A 17318-nucleotide genomic window follows, 5' to 3' on the forward strand; every position below is an offset into this window, starting at 1 on the left:
TCGATGAAGCAGGACGCATTCATTCAGCAGCTGCGGCAAGGCCTAGCCAGTCTGCCCAAGCAGGAAGTGGAAGAGATCGTCGCCGATTACCGCGAGTACATTGGCGATGCGATCGCCGCCGGCCGCAACGAAGAAGAAGTCGTCGCCGCGCTCGGAGATCCCGCCAAGCTCGCTCGCGAGATCAAGGCTCAGGCCACCTATCGCCAGTGGCAGGCGCGCCGCTCGTTCGGCAATCTCGCGCGCGTCGTCGCCTCGGTCGCCGGGCTCGGGCTGCTGAACCTCATCCTGCTCTTGCCGTTCCTGATCTATCTGTTGCTGCTGACGGCAGGCTACTTGGTGTCGGGCGCCTTCGCGATCGGCGGCCTAGTCACGGTCGTCTCGCTGTGCAGCCACCACGCGTTCGGATGGCCGCCCACGGAACAGCCGTCCATTCATATCAGCACCAAGTCGAACCGTGCGGCGTCGGGCATCTCCACCACCGCTAAAAACGCGAGCGACGAAGCCCCGGACTTCGGCGACGTCAAGGTAGACGGCGATCACTTCGTATTGAAGCTCGACGACGGCGACAAGGCATTGATCACCACGCGTGCCGGTCTCGTTGTGCTCAAGAACGAGGACGGTGAAACGAAAATGGTCGCACTCGGCAGCGGTGCCGACAAGCTGCTCACGCCGGCCGACGACCACACGTACCGCATCGCGACCAAGGACGTGACGACCATGGTCGTGAAGGACGACGACGGCAAGTCCGTCAAGGTCAAGCATGCGGGCGGCAACGACTCGACACTCGTCTGGGACATCCGCGACGACGACGGGTCCGACGCCGAGCACGTTCAGTTCGAGCAAGACGCAAACGGCAAGACGCCCCGCCTCTCTCTACGCAGCGGTACCGATTCGGTCGTCATCGATGCGAATAAAGGCATCACCCTGAACGATGACGACGACAACGTCGTGCGCATCGTCGCGCCGATGGGATGGTCCCTGGGTGCCATGACGTTCCGCTACGCGCTGATGATGCTGATCGGCGGCGTGCTCGGCCTCATTGTCTGCATCTGGCTGACTCGTCTCACGTGGCGCGCGCTGTCCCGCTATGTTCATCGCCAAATCGACGCGATCTCGGCACGGCTCGACGAACATGAGCACGAACAACCGTCGTAACGCACCCTCGGCGTTTTCATCGCACTAAGCACCTGAAGCGCCTTCATTCAGTGGCACCGGGTCATCGCATCGCCGAGACCACTAGATATATTGATTAGCAGTCCTTATCACTGACATTCATGCAGCATCGAAAGAAAGGAATCGCCATGAGCCTGAACTATCTCACCGATGTTTCCAAAGCCGCCCACAAGCGGCCTGCCCCGACGCCCGCGCACCTGGAGGGCTTTCAGCTCGACGCCATGTTCATCCTCGACTGGCTCGAAACGGGCTGGCGTGCGGCGCGCACGCAACCGCTGCTGTGGCTCGGAACGCTGCTTGCCTGCGTGGCGTTCACCGTCGCCTGCAAGTTCGTACCGCTACTGCGTCCGGCCGTCGTGCTGACCGCGCCGCTCGTCGTCGGCGCGCTGATGGTGGCGCAAGAACGCGTGAGGATCGGCCGGCCCGCGCGACCGGGCGATATCGCCGCCGCCGTCGCGCAGCACTACTACGCCCTGCTCGCGATCGGTCTGGCCAGCGCGGCGCTGATCGTCGTCGGGTACGTGCTGTCCGCGATGGTCGTGGATGCCTCGGTATTGAAATCGTTCGTGACGAGCGGCGTACATCACCTGTCGATTACCTACGGCGGCCGGGGCCCGCGCGGAACGATCGCCACGCTCGTCGCGCTGCCGATCTTCACGCTCGCGCTGGCTGCCGCCTGGTTCGCTCCCGCACTCGTCATCCTGCGCGATGCCGGTCCGCTCGACGCGATGGCCGCCAGCCTGCACGGCGCCGTTCGCAATTGGCGCACCACGCTGATCTACGTGGTGGCGGTAGCCGATGCCGTGTTGCTCGCGCGCCGGATTCCGCTGTTATTCTCTTCGCTTGCGCTGCTGCCGTTGATGCTGCTGTCGATCTACGGAGGCTATCGCGATCTGTTCGCCACCCCTCGCTGCCACGCCGCACGATGATTCGATTCGACGATCTCACGGTCTTCGTTCTCGCCGCCGACAACGGCAGCCTATCGGCCGCCGCACGGTTGCTCAACATCGCGCCCGCCGTCGCAAGCGCCGCGATCAAACGGCTCGAGAGCGAACTGGGCGTACGGCTGTTCGCTCGCTCGACGCGCAGTTTAAGGCTGACATCCGACGGCGCCCGGTACGTCGAATTCGCCCGCAACGCGCTGTCCGAGTTGCGGGCAGGGCAAGATGCCTTGATGCAGGAACGCGACGAACTGCACGGGACACTGACGCTTTCGATTCCGTCGGACCTGGGTCGAAGCGTGCTCGTCGATTGGTTCGACGAATTCATGTCGCGCCACCCGGCACTGGCGCTCAATGTGCGAATCGGGGATACGCGCGTCGATATGTTCCGCCAACCCGTCGATGCGGCCATTCGCTACGGCGTGCCCGACGATTCGACGCTCGTCGCGGCACCGCTCGCGCCCGGCAATCGGCGGGTGCTGTGCGCGTCGCCGGCCTACTTCGCGCATCACGGCAAACCCGCTTCGCCCGACGAGCTACATCGACATAACTGCTTGAGACTGGCGCTCAGCGAAACGATGCACGATCGCTGGACGTTCAAGAAGGGGGACGACGAGCAGGTCGTCAAGGTAACCGGCAACCGAATTGCCGACGACGGCGAACTCGTGCGACGCTGGGCGCTCGCCGGACACGGGCTCGCGTACAAATCGAGGCTGGATGTACTGGCCGATTTGCGCGCCGGACGCCTTGAAGCGGCCTTGGAAGATTGGCAAGGCGAGCACGCGCCGGTCAATCTCGTCAGCACGCATCGGCTCGCACTGACTCCGGCGCTCGGGCACCTACGGGATTTCCTGCAGGCGAGGACGGAGGCGTATCTCGCGGATCGGACGGCTAAGTAACAAGAAGCACTAAGAAGTACTAAGAAGTACCTCTCACTTGCTTGACCGCCCCGCTGCGCTCGATCCGAAAACGCTAGCGCGATCGAGCGCGACCTATCACGCGGCCGCCGCCCGCGTTTCGACCGAAACGATATACCGCAACACATCCTCGGTCCGCCCACCTGAAACGAGCTGCTCCGCCGTCTTGTACTCGAATTCCGACAGCGGCTCGTTCCGGTACCAGAACAGCGCATGCTGCACGCAGCCGTTCGCATCCGTCGCCGCGCGAATGACGCGCAGCGCCTCGCGCAGAAAGCGCTGAACGCTTTCCGACGCCGGCGTCCGGCTCAGCGTGTTGCGATGGACACCCGCTTGCTTAGCTAACGTCTGCATATCGATGTGCAGCGCTTCCGAATAACGCCGCGCCGAGACGATCGGCGCCGCGAAAGCCGGATCCCGCAGCGAATTCATGAATTGTTCAAAGCTTTCGCCTTGCGCGATGTCGTCGGCGATCGCCGTCGAGTTCATCATGTTCACCACCTCGCATCCTTCGTGCATCCGCGACGCGCCGCCCCTGCGATCCGAGGATCCGAGGCGGCGCACTCCGTTACTGCTTGGCCACTTGCTGCGTATCGCCCGCCTTCATGTCGCCCCAGCCGCCACCCAATGCGCGGATGAGGTTGACCGTCGCCACCGCCTGCGCACCGGCCAACTGGCTCGCCTGACGCTGCGCTTGCAGCACCGTGCGCTGGCTGTCGAGCACGTCGAGATAGTTGACCTGCCCTTCGCGATACTGGTCGTCCGACAGATGCTCCGCGCGCGCAGCCGCGTTTACCGCATCGGTCTGCGCACGGATCTGATCGTCGAGCAAGCGCAAATCGGACAGGCTATCTTCGACTTCGCGGAACGCAGTCAGCACTTGCGACCGATAGTTCGCGACCTGCTCGTCGTATTGCGCCCGGGCCTGCGCCAGGTCAGCCTTGCGCCGGCCGCCGTCGAACAGCGGCAGCGTGAGCGCCGTGCCGGCCAACGGCCCGAGCAGGAACGTCCGGCTCGACCATTTGAACAACTGAGCCAAACCCACCGACTCGTATCCGAACGCACCCGTGATATCGAGCTGCGGGAAGAACGCCGATTTCGCCAGCCCGACACGCGCATTCGCGGCGGCCATCGCCTGCTCGGCGGCCGAAACGTCCGGACGGCGTTCGAGCAGCGCGGAGGGCAAGCCGGCCGGCACACGTGCCACCACCGGCACAAGCGGCGTTTGCGGGAACGTGAAGTCCGCGGGCGGCTTGCCGAGCAGCACGGCAAGCGCATGCTCGGATGCCGCGCGCTGCCGTTCGACACCGGCTGCATCGGCGCGCGCCGACGCGAGCGCGTTCGTCGCCTGCTGCAGATCGAGTTCGCTGACTTCGCCCGCGTTGTAGCGGCTCTTGACTAGCTTGAGCCCATCTTCGCGCGACGCCACCGTCTTGCGATACAAGTCCAGCTCCGTATCGAGTTCGCGCAGCGCGAAGTAGTTTGCCGCCACGTCGGCCTGCAGCGCGAGCTGGACCGAACGGAACAGCGCTTCCTGCTGCTGCGAATCGGCACGCGAAGCCGCGACGTTGTCGCTGACGCGCCCGAACAACGGAGCTTCATACGATGCCGTCGTCTGCGCGCGCCAAATCGTCTGCGGCGGCAGATACGCGTTTTCCGGCAGGCCCTGCGAAGCGGGCGAGACACGTTCGCGTGTCGGGCCAAAGCCGGCGTCGATCTCGGGGAACCAGGCCGAACGCGCGGCATTGAGCGAGGCACGCGATTCGCGCACCCGTGCGGCAGCCGCCTTCAAGTTCTGGTTCTGAGCCAGCGCTTCGTCTTCGAGCTTGTTCAACGTGTCATCGCCGAAGACCGTCCACCATTGGCCGCGCTGGAGCGCTTCCGAAGGCTGAGCGCTCTTCCACGTGCCCGCCTCGGAAGCCGGCAGCGGCGCTTCCTTGAACGCGGTGGGCGTATCGACGTCGGGCCGCTTATAGGTCGGGCCCGTCGAGCAGGCTGCGACGAGTGCCATCAACAGGCCGCCCGCCAATGCCCGCAATGCAAGGCGCGAACTACCGCCAATCGAATCAAACCGTTTCATCTTATGTTTCTCCTGGCCTCAAGCATCCGACATCTCGGGTTCGAGGTCCGATTCCTTTTGCGAGTCCTTGCCCGCCACATGGATCGTGCCGCCGGCCAGCTTACGCAGCACCACATAGAACACCGGCGTCAGCATGAGACCGAACAGCGTCACACCCAGCATCCCGAAGAACACCGCGATACCCATCGCATGGCGCATTTCCGAGCCCGCGCCCGACGACAGCACGAGCGGCACGACACCCATGATGAAGGCGATCGACGTCATCAAGATCGGGCGCAGCCGCAGACGGCTCGCCTCGATCGCCGCGGCGACCGGCGTGCGTCCGTCATGCTCGAGTTCACGTGCGAACTCGACGATCAGAATCGCGTTCTTCGATGCCAAGCCCACCAGCACCATCAAGCCGATCTGCGTGAAGATGTTGTTGTCGCCGTGCAGCAGCCACACACCCGTCAACGCGGACAGCACGCTCATCGGCACGATCAGGATGACGGCGAGCGGCAGCGTCAAGCTCTCGTACAGCGCGGCAAGCACGAGGAACACGAGCAGCACGCTGATCGGGAACACCCAGATCGCCGAGTTGCCGGCCAGCACTTGCTGATACGTCAAGTCGGTCCACTCGAACTTCACGCCGCGCGGCAGCGATTCCTTCGCGATACGCTCGATCGCCGCTTGCGCTTGACCCGACGAGTACCCCGGCGCGGGGCCGCCGTTGATGTCGGCCGCCGTGTAGCCGTTGTAGCGCACCACCATCTCGGGACCGAACGTCGGCGACACCGTCACGAGCGACGAGAGCGGCACCATCTCGCCCGACGCGTTGCGGGTCTTCAGCTGCAGGATGTCGTCCGGATGCGCGCGGAACGGCGCATCGGCTTGCACCCGCACTTGATAGACGCGGCCGAAGCGGTTGAAGTCGTTCACGTACAGCGAGCCGAGATAGATCTGCATCGTGTCGAACACGTCGGTAACCGACACGCCGAGCTGCTTGGCCTTCACGCGGTCCAGATCGACGTTCAACTGCGGCACGTTGATCTGATAGCTCGTGAAGAGCGGACCCAATTCCGGTGCTTGCTGCGCACGCTTGATGAACGCCTGCGTTGCCTCGTCGAGCTGCGCGTAACCGAGCGCACCGCGATCCTCGAGCTGCAGCTTGAAACCGCCGAGCGTCCCCAAGCCCAGCACCGGCGGCGGCGGGAACACGGCGACGAACGCCCCCTTGATCCCGGCGTACTTCATGTTCAGCGCACCCGCGATCGCGCCGGCCGACAGCGCCTTCGAACCGCGGTCCTTGAACGGCTTGAGCGTCACGAACACGATGCCCGCGCTGGAACTATTGGTGAAACCGTTCACCGACAAGCCCGGGAACGCCACTGCGTGCTCGACGCCGGGCTGCTTCATCGCGATGTCGCCCATTTCGCGAATGACTTCCTCGCTGCGGTCGAGCGTCGCGCCGTTCGGCAATTGCGCGAACGCGATCAGGTACTCCTTGTCCTGCGCCGGCACGAAGCCACCCGGCACGACGTGCGTGATCAGCACCGTTGCGCCGAGCAGCACCGCGTAGACGCCGAGCATCAGCGATTTGCGGCCGAGCACGCCCGTCACGCCGCGGCCATACTTCTGCGAGCCGCGCTTGAAGACCTTGTTGAACTGGTTGAAGAAGCCGCCGAATACACGGTCCATCGCACGCGTGAGCCAATCCTTCGGCGCATCGTGGCCGCGCAGCAAGATCGCGCACAGCGCCGGCGAGAGCGTCAGCGAGTTGAACGCCGAGATCACCGTCGAGATCGCGATCGTCATCGCGAACTGCTTGTAGAACTGCCCCGTCAAGCCGCTCATGAACGCGAGCGGCACGAACACCGCGACGAGCGTGAGCGCAATGGCGATGATCGGCCCGCTCACCTCGCGCATCGCTCTATACGTTGCCGCTCTGGCGGTTAGGCCCGCCGATATGTTCCGCTCGACGTTTTCCACCACGACGATCGCATCGTCGACGACGATCCCGATCGCCAGCACCATCCCGAACAGCGACAACGCATTGATGGAAAAGCCGAACGCGAGCAGCAGCGAGAACGTCCCCACGATCGACACGGGCACCGCGACGAGCGGAATGATCGACGCGCGCCACGTCTGCAAGAACACGATCACAACGATGACGACGAGCGCGATCGCTTCGAGCAGCGTGTGAATCACCGCCTCGATACTCGAACGCACGAACTGGGTCGGGTCATAAACGATGCTGTAGTCGACGCCGGCCGGGAAATCCTTCTTGAGCTCGGCCATGTCCGCGCGAACTTGATCCGAAATCGCGAGCGAGTTCGCACCGGGCTGCTGGTTGATCGCGAGCGCGACGGCCGGCTTGTTGTCGAGCAGCGAGCGCAAGCCATACTCGGACGCGGCCAGCTCGACGCGCGCAACGTCGCGCAGATAGGTCACGCCGCCGTCGGGCGCGGTCTTGACGACGATCGCACCGAACTGATCCGTGGTCTGCAAGCGGCCGCGGGCATTCACCGACAACTGCAACGGCACGCCCGGCAGCGACGGCGAGCCGCCGATCACACCGGCCGCCACCTGCACGTTCTGCTCGCGAATGGCGTTGACGACATCGCTCGCCGTCAGGTTACGCTCGGCCAGCTTGTTCGGATCGAGCCAAATCCGCATTGCGTAGTCGCCCGAGCCCCACAGCTGCACTTCGCCGACGCCCGAGATCCGCTCGAGGCGATCCTTGACGTTGAGCAGCGCGTAGTTGCGCAGATACGTCATGTCGTAGCGGTTGTCCGGCGAGATCAAGTGCACGACCATCGTCAGCGTCGGCGAGCTCTTGATCGTCGTCACGCCGAGCCGCTGCACGTCGTCGGGCAGACGCGGCAGCGCCTGCGAGACGCGGTTCTGCACGAGCTGCTGAGCCTTGTCCGGATCGGTGCCGAGCTTGAACGTGACGGTCAGCGTCAAGTTGCCGTCGCTGTTCGCCTGCGACTGCATATAGAGCATGTTCTCGACGCCGTTGATCTGCTCTTCCAGCGGCGAGGCCACGGTCTCCGCGATCACCTTCGGGTTCGCGCCCGGATACTGGGCGTGAACGACGACTGACGGCGGCACCACCTCGGGGTACTCGGAGATCGGCAGCTGGAACAGCGAGATCACACCTGCCAGCAGGATCAGGACCGACATCACCCCTGCGAAGATAGGTCGGTCGATAAAGAATTTAGAAATGTTCATGTCGCTTTCTGAGTAATTGAAACGCCTCGCTTCGAAGCGATATCTCAGGAATTCGTCGATTGGCCGCCCGCGTCAGAGCTCGCGTTAGCGTTGCCGCCCGTCGGATCGTCGGTCATCGGCACCATGTGCGCCCGCACGGTCTGGCCCGGACGCACGCGCTGGACACCGTTGACGACGATGCGGTCGCCCACGCTCAGCCCTGCCGTGATCACGCGCAGATTGCCGTGCTCCGAGCCGAGCTTCACTTCGCGGTAAGCGACCTTGCCTTGCGCGTCGACGGCCAGTACGAACTTCTTGTCTTGGTCGGTGCCGATCGCGGCTTCGTCGATCAGGAGAGCCGAGTGCGGCTCGCCGCCGCCCACCTTGACGCGCGCATACAAGCCCGGCACGAGCGTGCCGTCCGCATTGTCGAAACGCGCGCGCACGCGAATCGTGCCCGACGACGTATCGAGCCGGTTGTCGACCGATGCGATCACGCCCTTGCGCGAATAGCCCGTTTCGTCGGCGAGCCCGAGATCGACTGGTACGTCCGTGCCGTTGCGCGCGCGCCCGATGTACTTGAGGTACGTCTGCTCGTCGACGTCGAACGACGCGTAGATCGGCGAAACCGAAACGAGCGTCGTCAGCGGCGCGGCGTTCGCACCCGACGAGACCACGTTGCCCACTGTTATCTCAGCACGCGACACGCGGCCGGCGACGGGCGCCGTGATCGTCGTATAGCCGAGGTTGATCTGCGCGGTCTCGAGCGCGGCCTGCGCCGCTTTCACATCGGCGGCCGCCGACAGGGCGTTGTTCTGCTTCTCGTCGTAGTCGCGCTTGGCGATCGCGTTGTCGGCCATCAGGCGCTGCGCGCGCTGCCAGTCGGTTTGTGCATAGCTCTCGCGCGCCTTGGCCGCGGCAAGCTGCGCCTGGGTGCGATCGACTTCGGCCGCATAGGGGCGCTGATCGATCACGAACAACGTTTGCCCTTTCTTCACGAGCGCGCCGTCCTTGAAGTCGACCGCCACGATCGTGCCCGACACCTGCGGACGAATGTCGACCTTGTCGACGGCCTCGAGCCGGCCCGAGTACGACTGCCAATCGGTGACGGTCTTGTTCAGGACGTTGGCGACGTCGACCTCCGGCGCCATCGGTGCGGCTTGCGCAGGCGCGCTCGCATTGACGCGAATCGCACTGAACGCACCGATACCGGCAACCGCGGCCACGGCCAGGACCGCGTAGGCGATGCGATTTCGAGAAAGAGGTTTCTTGGACATTGTCGAGGCTCCGGGGTGTGGTGACTTGTTGTATGACGTTCGAACTCAGCCCGCTGTGACAGCGCGGGCCCGAAGATGGCATTCGAAAAAACGCGACGCATCTTGCAAAGCTTGCGGATCGTACGCGATTCGCTCGTGAGTCGCGTTCGAGTAGCGCATGACCTGCGTGGGCACGCCCGCGCCGATCAGCCGGGCGGCGTACGTTTCCGCTTCGACGTGCAGCACGTCGTTGCGCGCCGTCGCGATGAACATGGGCGGCAAGCCCGCGAGCCGCGCCGATTCGAGCGGCGCCGCGTACGGATGCATGCGCTGCGAGGCCTTCGGCAAATAGGCGCGGTAGCTCGCGAGACATTGGCGCGACGAGATATCCGAATCGACGATGCGCTCGTCGGCCAGGCACGTCATGCTCGGATCGAGCATGGGACTGAACATCGCCAGCGCGCCGATGCGCACGTCGCCGCGATCGCGCGCCATGAACGCGAGACCGTTCGCGACGTGCCCGCCCGCGCAATGGCCCGCGGCAAACAGCCGCTTACCATCGCCGCCGATCGCCTTGCCCGCGCCTTCCGCCCAGCGCGCCGCGCGGTAGGCGTCTTCGAGCGCGGCCGGAAACGGATGCTTCGGCGCGAGCGAATAGCCTACGGAGATGACCAATACCGGCAGGTGCTCGGCGAAATGCCGCGCGGCGAGATCGCCGTCGTCGAGCGAGCCGCCGACGAATGCGCCGCCATGAAAATAAAGCATGACCGGCAACGAGCCTACCCCGGCGCGGCGATAAAGCCGTACCTGGATATTGCTTTCATAACCGGCAATCTGTGCCTCGTTGACCTCGAGCGGGTGTGTGCCCCAAGGCGACCCCGCCGGCAGACCACGGGAAGGCGTAGTTCGCATGTTCGAACGCGCAAAGCGCAACAGTTTCACGATGTTGCGAATTGTGTGTTCGGCAGAGTTCCGGATAAATGCCTATAATCCGGCAACACAATTCACTGCGCCCGAACAATAGATCTCATTAATTGGGAATGTTGGGCAGCATCTCGGCAACCCCGGTGTGCAAAGGCGGTGAGTCATTCATTCTTCTATCGGAGAACGAAGATGGATCGCCTTCAGGCCATGCAAGTCTTCACACGTGTGGTCGACACGAACAGCTTCACGAAGGCCGCGGAGACGCTCGATCTGCCGCGTGCCTCGGTCACCACGATCATTCAGAACCTGGAGTCGCACCTCGGCGTGCGGCTCATGCATCGTACGACGCGGCGGCTGAGCCTCACACCCGACGGTGCCGCCTATTATGAGCGATGCGTGCGCATTTTGGCGGACGTCGAAGAAACCGAGAGCAGCCTGCAAAACGGCAGCAAGAAACCGCACGGCAAATTGCGCGTGGACATGCCGGGCTCGCTCGGGCGCACGATCGTCATTCCGGCGCTCTGCGAATTCCGCACGCGCTACCCGGACATCGATCTGCAACTCGGCTTCTCCGATCGGCCCGTCGATCTGCTGCAAGAAAACGTCGATTGCGTGCTGCGCGTCGGCGCCCTGCAGGATTCGTCGCTCGTCGCGCGCCGGATCGGTTTGTTCGAAGGCGTCACGTGTGCCTCGCCCGAGTACCTCGCCCGCGCGGGCGAGCCGCGCACGCTCGAGGAATTGACCCAGTACCAAGCCGTCAATTACTTCTCGAGCAAGACGGGCCGCACTTTCGATTGGTCGTTTCTCGTCGACGGCAAGGAAGTCGAGGTGAAGATGCCCGGCTCCGTCTCCGTCAACGATGCAGACGCCTACGTGACCTGCGCGCTCGAAGGCTTCGGCCTCATTCAGATGGCGCATTTCATGGTGTTGCCGCATCTGCGCTCGGGCGCGCTCAAGGAAGTGCTGCCCGAATGGAAGCCGCTGCCGATGCCGATTTCGGCCGTCTATCCGCACAGCCGCCATCTTTCGCCAAAGGTACGCGTATTCGTAGACTGGGTGGCCGAAGTGTTCGATCGCTGCCCGCTGCTGAGCGGGCGCGAAAGCCTCGACACCGTGTGCAGCAAGCGCACGCCGGAAGAACGGGAAAACGCGCCGGCACTCGATACGCCGGTGCTCACGGAGTGGGTGGTTTAACTCGACCTACCGCAGTCTGCGCGGTCTAGCGCAGCTTAGCGCCTACATCCAAGGCCGCATCGAATGCCTCCAGCGCCCCGCCCGGCGTGCTGGAGCGCGATTGTTCTGCCACACTGACAAATTATTTCGCAAAACTCGGGTTTATCCTGATTCCTGGGGCGCCTACATTTGCACCTGTCGCGACGCCGATCACCGGCAACGCACCCGATACATCGAATCGACAGGAGCAATATCATGAAGCGCACTCTCATCGCCGCCCTTTTTGTTTCGCTTTTCGCCAGCACCGCCGCGTTCGCCGGCGGCAGCATCGGCCATAACGGTTCGTACCAAGACGCCCCCGTGGCCAGCACGAGCACGAAGACGCGCGCCGAAGTCCGGGCCGAAATCGTCGCCGCGCGTCAAGACGGTACGTTGCCGTCGATGAACAAGCAAAGCTATCCGGACCTGAGCCTTGCCGGCCAAGCGCAAGCGGAGCGTTATGCGATGAACGAGCACGGCAATTCGGGCGTCCAAGTCGCTCGCGCAGGCAACTAAGCCTCGAGCAGTTTCAGTTTCGGTTTCAGTTGCAGCTTTAGTGGGCCAACTCCGCACCCCTAACTATAAGGAGTCCTAAATGTTCGACGTAGCCACTTCCGTACTCGATCATTGGGACAGCGACACGCCGGTCTGGACGCCGTTCGTGCCGCGGCGGCAAAACGCCGCCGCGGCCGACGCGCTCAGTGCTGCGGCACGCCGTCTCGCCATTCGCTCCAATGCGTCGCAATCGCCTGCACGAGCGGGTTGCCCGTCAAGTACAGGTTCGAGAGCGCAACGGTAAAGCCGCCTTGCGCGGCGTAGTTCAGCAGATTGTCGGCGCTCGTCTGGCCCGCGTAGGGACGATCGAAGTCGGATCCCGCACGCAGGTCGGCGACGCGCGAGAGGTCGACGCGATGCGCATTCGCGGCGCGCGTCAGCGCTTCGTACGTCGCATTGTCCTCTTGCTGCGTCGTGCAGTAGGTCCCGTTGCCGTCGGTCATGATCTTCATCCAGTCGCGTGCGCGCTGGCCGATGTCCGTGCCTGAAAACCAGGTATCGCCGGCAAGCGTGTCGCATTGGATGACCGCGGGCGGCTGGTTTGCCGGTGCGTAGCCGAACTTGGCGCGCGCCGATTGCGCTTGCGTGCTATCGGTCAGCACGACATTGCGCGACAGCGCGTACGCGGCATCGGCAAGCTTCGTATTCAGCTGAAACACCTCGGTCTTGTAATCGAGCGGAGGCTTCTGGGTCGGGCTTGTCGTATTGATGCCGAGATAGCCCGTATTCCAACCCGGGGGAATTTCACGCCCATCGAGTTCCCACTGGATCCCGAAGTCGACGAGGTATTTCGCCCAAGCGGCGGAGCCGATCGTGCCCTGCTGTGGGTCGATGCCGGCAATCCCGGCGATCAAGAAGTAGGTGTGCCGCAGATCGAAACGCGGAGAGAACGCGAGCGCCATCGTGGAAGCGGCGGCGTTCGCGTGTCCCATGCCGGTCGTCATCACGCAGATGTCCTGCTTGTTGCAATGGACGTCGGGATAATCGGGCGACAAGCCCGCAACCGGAATCGACTCCCACGGGCCGAGTTTATCTAGCCAGACCTGTCCTTCCGGTGCAAACATCGAAATGATCATGACCTTGACGTGGCGGCCGTGAGAGCCGTTTTCGGCAAAGCTCGAGTCGTTGTCTTGCGCGTTCGAGGCCGTGGCCGCGCAAGCCGTTAGCGCGATGGCGCCGATCGACATGATGGTGCGAGTAAGCATGGGCGTTCCTTTGGATTCGTGATTGTTGGAGAGAATCGCTTGCTGACGCGGGTACTGCGCGCGTCAGTATAGAAGAGGGACGCCCATCCCTCGTTATTTGTCTGCGGAAGGTGCCTCGCCTCGCCCTTTTTCGTTCGCCTTGTTGGTCTCGTTCGCTTCGTTCGTTCCTTCCGCCTCGGTTTTTGCCGCTTGCGCTTGGCCGGCCGCGGCGTCGGCATCGCCCTTGATGTCGTCCGGCGGCGGCGCGCTGCGATCCTTCGGCGGCACCAGCACGTTGCGCAGCGGATTCGCGATGACGATATCGCGCTCGCGGAACAGTTCGGCGATGCGGCGGTTGAATTCGCGCTGAATCGGCCACCGTGCCGAGTCGCGGCACTGGACCTGACCGACGAGCGTCACCATGGAACCGTCAACCTGATCGACGCCCCAGAAGCTGAAATCGCTGATGATGCCGTCCTTGAACTTCGGATCGTCGCGCAGTTGAGCGCCGATTTCCTTCAGCGTCGCCGTGGCAAGCTCGATGTCTTGTCCATAGGCGATGCTGACCTTGACCGCCGCATTGCCGAGCCCGCGGTTCGAATTCGTCACCGTCGAGACCGAGCTGAACGGCACCGTATGCAGTGCGCCGTCGCCGCCTCGCAAGCGTACGGTCCGTATCGACAGATACTCGACCGTTCCCGACACACCCGCGAGCGTCACCCAATCGCCGACCTGCATCGCGTTTTCCATCAGCAGGAACATCCCCGTGATGAAATCCTGCACGAGCTTTTGCGAGCCGAAGCCGAGCGCCACGCCGAAAATGCTCGCGCCCGCCAGCAGCGGCCCGATGTTGACGCCGATCTCGCTCAGGCCCGTCAGCCCGATGACGAGGGCGATACCGACGAGCAGCGCGGTGCGCAGCATCGGCAGCAACGTTCGCAAGCGCGCCGCCCGCATGAGGTCGCCCGCGTCGGTCCAGCGCAGCAGACGGCGCTCGATCGACGTATTGATGACCTCCCAAACCAGCAGCGCGATGAAAGCGGCGACGGCAATGGTCACGCAGGCCGACATCAATCGGCGGCCGATGAAGTTGCCGGTGAAGAGGTGCAAGGCATGGATGTCCCACACCCGCAGGATCAGCGTGACGCCCACGATGAGGATGACGAGCCACACCAAGCGGCGCAGCCACGGGTAGTAGCGCTGGGCGCGCTGCAGCGCGATCGAGGCAGGCTGGCCGTTGTTCGGCTTGAAGATGCGGCCGAGAATCCCGAACGTTACGATCGCTATGACACGCGCGCAGATGAGAATCAAAAGCGACAGCCCGCCGTGCTCGAGCAAGGCTTGGTAGCCGTTGCGCACGTCGAGCGCCCAGATGAACCACAGCGCCATCACCAGGAACACGGCGACCGCCGCCCAAACATCGGCGAGCCAATTGGCCAGGAAACGCAGCAGTCCGGACTTCGCGCATTTCGATCGGATCCAGCCGGCAACGGGGCGGCGAATCTGCAAGATCAGAATCGCGATCATCACGTGGCCGATGAGCGCCACGGCTTTCTGGATCCCAAGGTGGGCCTCCGCCGTCAGGCCGAGCGATACCGGCGTCTCGGACATCGCGACGCCGCCCCCGAGGACGACGACGAGACGCAGGATCCAGCGCTCGCTAAAGGCGGCCCAGATGTCGCCGAGCGGCAGCAGGCGCAGCCTCGGCGCATCGCCGGCGAACAAGAACCCGCTCGCGAGCAGGACCGCTCGCGCGACGGCATAGACCTCGATCACGGTCTGCACGACGTCGGCTTCCTGGGTGCCGTCATCCGTCAGCAGCGACATCGCGACAACTGCCACGCCGATGAACGCCGCGAGCGGAATCGCTTCGAGCAGCGTGTGCAGCAAGGCATAAGGCAGGCGCTGCAGCACCGACCAATGCTGGCCCGCGTGGGCCGCGTTGCGCTGATTGCGAGCCGCGCGCAGCGCGTGTTCGTCGATGCTCGCGGCGGGCACGTTCGCATTGAGCGTGCTCACCTCGGCGTCGGCCCGCGCGTTGGCGGCGTTCGCGGCATCCGTTCCACCGTTCGCACCCGCTTCGCTCTGGCCTTCGGCCTTGCCGACGGCCAGCGCGGCCACGCGCTTTCTAAGCAGCCAAGTGAAGAACCAACTCACGAGCCACGCGGGAACAAGCGTGGCCACGAGCGTCCAGCCCAACTGTTCGAGCTGTGCGCGCCCCTCCTTGCTCGTGATTTCGTAGCCCCACCAGGCGCGCACGGAGCGCACGTCGAGCAAGGCGCCCGCGGAATGGCGCAACGATGTCCCAACCTTCCGAATGGAGTTGACGGTGGAGTGAGAGATCTGCGAGACGAGCCCGTTCGAGGCGATCGCCGACAGGACGGCCGATGCGCTTTTGGGGGGCGCGGCCGCGGGCGCGCTGGCGGCGGGCGGCGTGGCAAGCGCGCCGGCCGCCGCAATGGCGCGCAGCGTGTCTTCCATCTGCGAGCGCGACTTCGGATCGCCGAGCACTTGCAGCGCGTGCTTGGCCTGCTCGGGTGTCAGAACGACCGTGGAAGGGTTGGAGACGGGCTGCGCCGCCGCGGGCGCCGAAGCCGGCGCCGCATACGCGGAAGAATCGCAATACGATAAGAACAATAGGCAGAGTAAGCAGGCGGACAGAAATTTGCGCATAGAAACGTGAGGAAGAAACGCCAAAGACAGGGAGCGCAAGCCGCGAATAGACCGTGGCAGCGCGCTCGATCCCCATCTGACTCCGTTCTTACCCGAACGATCCCGAAAACTTGCCGCCGGTCGCCTTCGACCGTCAAACCACCTCGATGCGCGGCGCCCCGCCGGTCATTTCTCCGATCACCGCGGCTCGGGCGAAGCCCTCGGCGCGAAAGCAGGCGAGCACGTCGTCGACCGCGCCGGGCGCGCACGCCGCGAGCAAGCCGCCCGAGGTCTGGGGATCGGTGAGCAATGAACGTGCCGCCTCGGGCAGCGCCGAATCGAGTTCGACTTCGGCACCATACGACGTCCAGTTGCGTGCCGATGCCCCCGTCACGATGCCGCGCGCGGCCAATGCTTCGACCCCAGCCAGCCAAGGCAAGTCGCGATAGCGCAGACGAATGCCGCACGACGCGCCGCGCGCGAGTTCCAGCGCGTGCCCGAGCAAGCCGAAGCCCGTCACGTCCGTCAGCGCGTGAACGTCCGGCATGTCGGCGAGCGCGATGCCGGGACGGTTCAGCCGGGTGGCCGAGTCGATCATCTCGGCATATCCGGCCTGATCGAGTTCGTTTTTCTTCAGCGCGGCCGACAACACGCCGACGCCGAGCGGCTTGCCGAGCACGAGGACGTCCCCGGCGCGCGCGGTCGAGTTGCGCTTGACGCGTGCCGGATGCACGACGCCGAGCGCCGCCAAGCCGTAGATCGGCTCGACCGAATCGATCGAATGTCCGCCCGCCACCGGAATGCCGGCCTCCGCACAGACGCTTTCGCCGCCGCGCAGGATGGCAGCGATGGTCTGCCTCGGCAGCACGTTGATCGGCATGCCCACCAGCGCGAGCGCGAGAATCGGCCGCGCCCCCATCGCATAGAGATCGGACAAGGCATTGGTGGCGGCGATGCGGCCGAAGTCGTAGGGATCGTCGACGATCGGCATGAAAAAATCCGTCGTCGCGACGATCGCCTGCTCGTCGTTGAGCCGATAGACGGCGGCATCGTCGGCCGTCTCCCTGCCCACGAGCAAATCGGCGAAAGCCGCGGTGGGCAGCGGCGCGGCCTGCGTGGCAAGCAACTCGGCCAGCACGCCCGGCGCGATCTTGCAGCCGCAGCCGCCGCCGTGCGAAAGGCTCGTCAAACGCGGCACCGCGCCGCCCGCATCGTGTCGATCGTTCATTGCT

General features: G+C 64.3%; 13 protein-coding genes. 5 read left to right on the forward strand and 8 right to left on the reverse strand.

All coding sequences use genetic code 11. The features are described from left to right. Positions 1-3 precede the first annotated feature (3 nt). The 3 genes from DWV00_RS10355 to DWV00_RS10365 all read left to right on the forward strand — a co-directional run bounded on the left by DWV00_RS10355 (position 4) and on the right by DWV00_RS10365 (position 3013). On the forward strand, positions 4-1155 hold the full coding sequence (locus DWV00_RS10355; protein ID WP_115533490.1) for a DUF1700 domain-containing protein: 1152 nt from the start codon (positions 4-6) through the stop codon (positions 1153-1155). A gap of 146 nt (positions 1156-1301) precedes the next feature. After that, positions 1302-2102: a BPSS1780 family membrane protein gene (locus DWV00_RS10360; protein ID WP_115533491.1), complete on the forward strand. Its 801-nt coding sequence runs from the start codon at positions 1302-1304 to the stop codon at positions 2100-2102. Next, positions 2099-3013 (forward strand): LysR family transcriptional regulator, encoded by a 915-nt coding sequence (locus DWV00_RS10365; protein ID WP_115533492.1) that lies wholly within the window; start codon positions 2099-2101, stop codon positions 3011-3013. Before DWV00_RS10360 ends, DWV00_RS10365 begins: the two co-directional genes overlap by 4 nt. Before the next feature lie 96 nt (positions 3014-3109). Here the strand turns inward: DWV00_RS10365 and DWV00_RS10370 are convergent, their stop codons facing one another. The 5 genes from DWV00_RS10370 to DWV00_RS10390 all read right to left on the reverse strand — a co-directional run bounded on the left by DWV00_RS10370 (position 3110) and on the right by DWV00_RS10390 (position 10471). Then, positions 3110-3523 carry a DUF2384 domain-containing protein gene (locus tag DWV00_RS10370; RefSeq protein ID WP_425452755.1) on the reverse strand — a complete coding sequence of 138 codons (414 nt, stop codon included), beginning with the start codon at positions 3521-3523 and terminating at the stop codon, positions 3110-3112. A 76-nt stretch (positions 3524-3599) separates the two neighbouring features. Beyond that, on the reverse strand, positions 3600-5111 hold the full coding sequence (locus tag DWV00_RS10375) for an efflux transporter outer membrane subunit (protein WP_115533493.1): 1512 nt from the start codon (positions 5109-5111) through the stop codon (positions 3600-3602). Positions 5112-5129: 18 nt separating this feature from the next. Further along, positions 5130-8324 (reverse strand): efflux RND transporter permease subunit, encoded by a 3195-nt coding sequence (locus DWV00_RS10380; RefSeq protein WP_115533494.1) that lies wholly within the window; start codon positions 8322-8324, stop codon positions 5130-5132. Between the two features lie 44 nt (positions 8325-8368). Continuing rightward, complete coding sequence (locus DWV00_RS10385) at positions 8369-9580, reverse strand: efflux RND transporter periplasmic adaptor subunit (RefSeq protein WP_115533495.1); 1212 nt, start codon at positions 9578-9580, stop codon at positions 8369-8371. Positions 9581-9625: 45 nt separating this feature from the next. After that, positions 9626-10471, reverse strand: a complete 846-nt coding sequence (locus tag DWV00_RS10390) for an alpha/beta hydrolase (protein WP_115533874.1) — start codon at positions 10469-10471, stop codon at positions 9626-9628. 201 nt (positions 10472-10672) lie between these two features. On the opposite strand from DWV00_RS10390, the gene DWV00_RS10395 reads away from it, so the two are divergent. Together DWV00_RS10395 and DWV00_RS10400 are read left to right on the forward strand one after the other, a co-directional pair. Then, positions 10673-11677 carry a LysR family transcriptional regulator gene (locus DWV00_RS10395; protein WP_115533496.1) on the forward strand — a complete coding sequence of 335 codons (1005 nt, stop codon included), beginning with the start codon at positions 10673-10675 and terminating at the stop codon, positions 11675-11677. 234 nt (positions 11678-11911) lie between these two features. Then, on the forward strand, positions 11912-12211 hold the full coding sequence (locus tag DWV00_RS10400; RefSeq protein WP_115533497.1) for a DUF4148 domain-containing protein: 300 nt from the start codon (positions 11912-11914) through the stop codon (positions 12209-12211). A 182-nt stretch (positions 12212-12393) separates the two neighbouring features. Here the strand turns inward: DWV00_RS10400 and DWV00_RS10410 are convergent, their stop codons facing one another. The 3 genes from DWV00_RS10410 to selD form a co-directional block, all read right to left on the reverse strand. After that, the gene (locus DWV00_RS10410; protein ID WP_115533499.1) at positions 12394-13455 is read right to left on the reverse strand and encodes a purine-nucleoside phosphorylase; all 1062 of its coding nucleotides are present in this window, start codon (positions 13453-13455) and stop codon (positions 12394-12396) included. A 93-nt stretch (positions 13456-13548) separates the two neighbouring features. Further along, complete coding sequence (locus tag DWV00_RS10415; protein WP_245964816.1) at positions 13549-16071, reverse strand: mechanosensitive ion channel family protein; 2523 nt, start codon at positions 16069-16071, stop codon at positions 13549-13551. A gap of 169 nt (positions 16072-16240) precedes the next feature. Further along, positions 16241-17314 (reverse strand): selenide, water dikinase SelD, encoded by a 1074-nt coding sequence (gene selD, locus DWV00_RS10420; RefSeq protein ID WP_115533875.1) that lies wholly within the window; start codon positions 17312-17314, stop codon positions 16241-16243. Positions 17315-17318 lie beyond the last annotated feature (4 nt).

Origin of the sequence: Trinickia dinghuensis (assembly GCF_003367175.1) — a bacterium.
Taxonomy (GTDB): domain Bacteria; phylum Pseudomonadota; class Gammaproteobacteria; order Burkholderiales; family Burkholderiaceae; genus Trinickia; species Trinickia dinghuensis.

What these genes read in the sequence shown, in the direction of transcription:
- DWV00_RS10385 (WP_115533495.1), bottom strand. Translation starts at nt 9,580, where the DNA reads ATGTCCAAGAAACCTCTTTCTCGAAATCGCATCGCCTACGCGGTCCTG.
- DWV00_RS10375 (WP_115533493.1), bottom strand. Translation starts at nt 5,111, where the DNA reads ATGAAACGGTTTGATTCGATTGGCGGTAGTTCGCGCCTTGCATTGCGG.
- DWV00_RS10395 (WP_115533496.1), top strand. Translation starts at nt 10,673, where the DNA reads ATGGATCGCCTTCAGGCCATGCAAGTCTTCACACGTGTGGTCGACACG.
- DWV00_RS10380 (WP_115533494.1), bottom strand. Translation starts at nt 8,324, where the DNA reads ATGAACATTTCTAAATTCTTTATCGACCGACCTATCTTCGCAGGGGTG.
- DWV00_RS10355 (WP_115533490.1), top strand. Translation starts at nt 4, where the DNA reads ATGAAGCAGGACGCATTCATTCAGCAGCTGCGGCAAGGCCTAGCCAGT.
- selD (WP_115533875.1), bottom strand. Translation starts at nt 17,314, where the DNA reads ATGAACGATCGACACGATGCGGGCGGCGCGGTGCCGCGTTTGACGAGC.
- DWV00_RS10390 (WP_115533874.1), bottom strand. Translation starts at nt 10,471, where the DNA reads ATGCGAACTACGCCTTCCCGTGGTCTGCCGGCGGGGTCGCCTTGGGGC.
- DWV00_RS10400 (WP_115533497.1), top strand. Translation starts at nt 11,912, where the DNA reads ATGAAGCGCACTCTCATCGCCGCCCTTTTTGTTTCGCTTTTCGCCAGC.
- DWV00_RS10360 (WP_115533491.1), top strand. Translation starts at nt 1,302, where the DNA reads ATGAGCCTGAACTATCTCACCGATGTTTCCAAAGCCGCCCACAAGCGG.
- DWV00_RS10370 (WP_425452755.1), bottom strand. Translation starts at nt 3,523, where the DNA reads ATGATGAACTCGACGGCGATCGCCGACGACATCGCGCAAGGCGAAAGC.
- DWV00_RS10365 (WP_115533492.1), top strand. Translation starts at nt 2,099, where the DNA reads ATGATTCGATTCGACGATCTCACGGTCTTCGTTCTCGCCGCCGACAAC.
- DWV00_RS10410 (WP_115533499.1), bottom strand. Translation starts at nt 13,455, where the DNA reads ATGCTTACTCGCACCATCATGTCGATCGGCGCCATCGCGCTAACGGCT.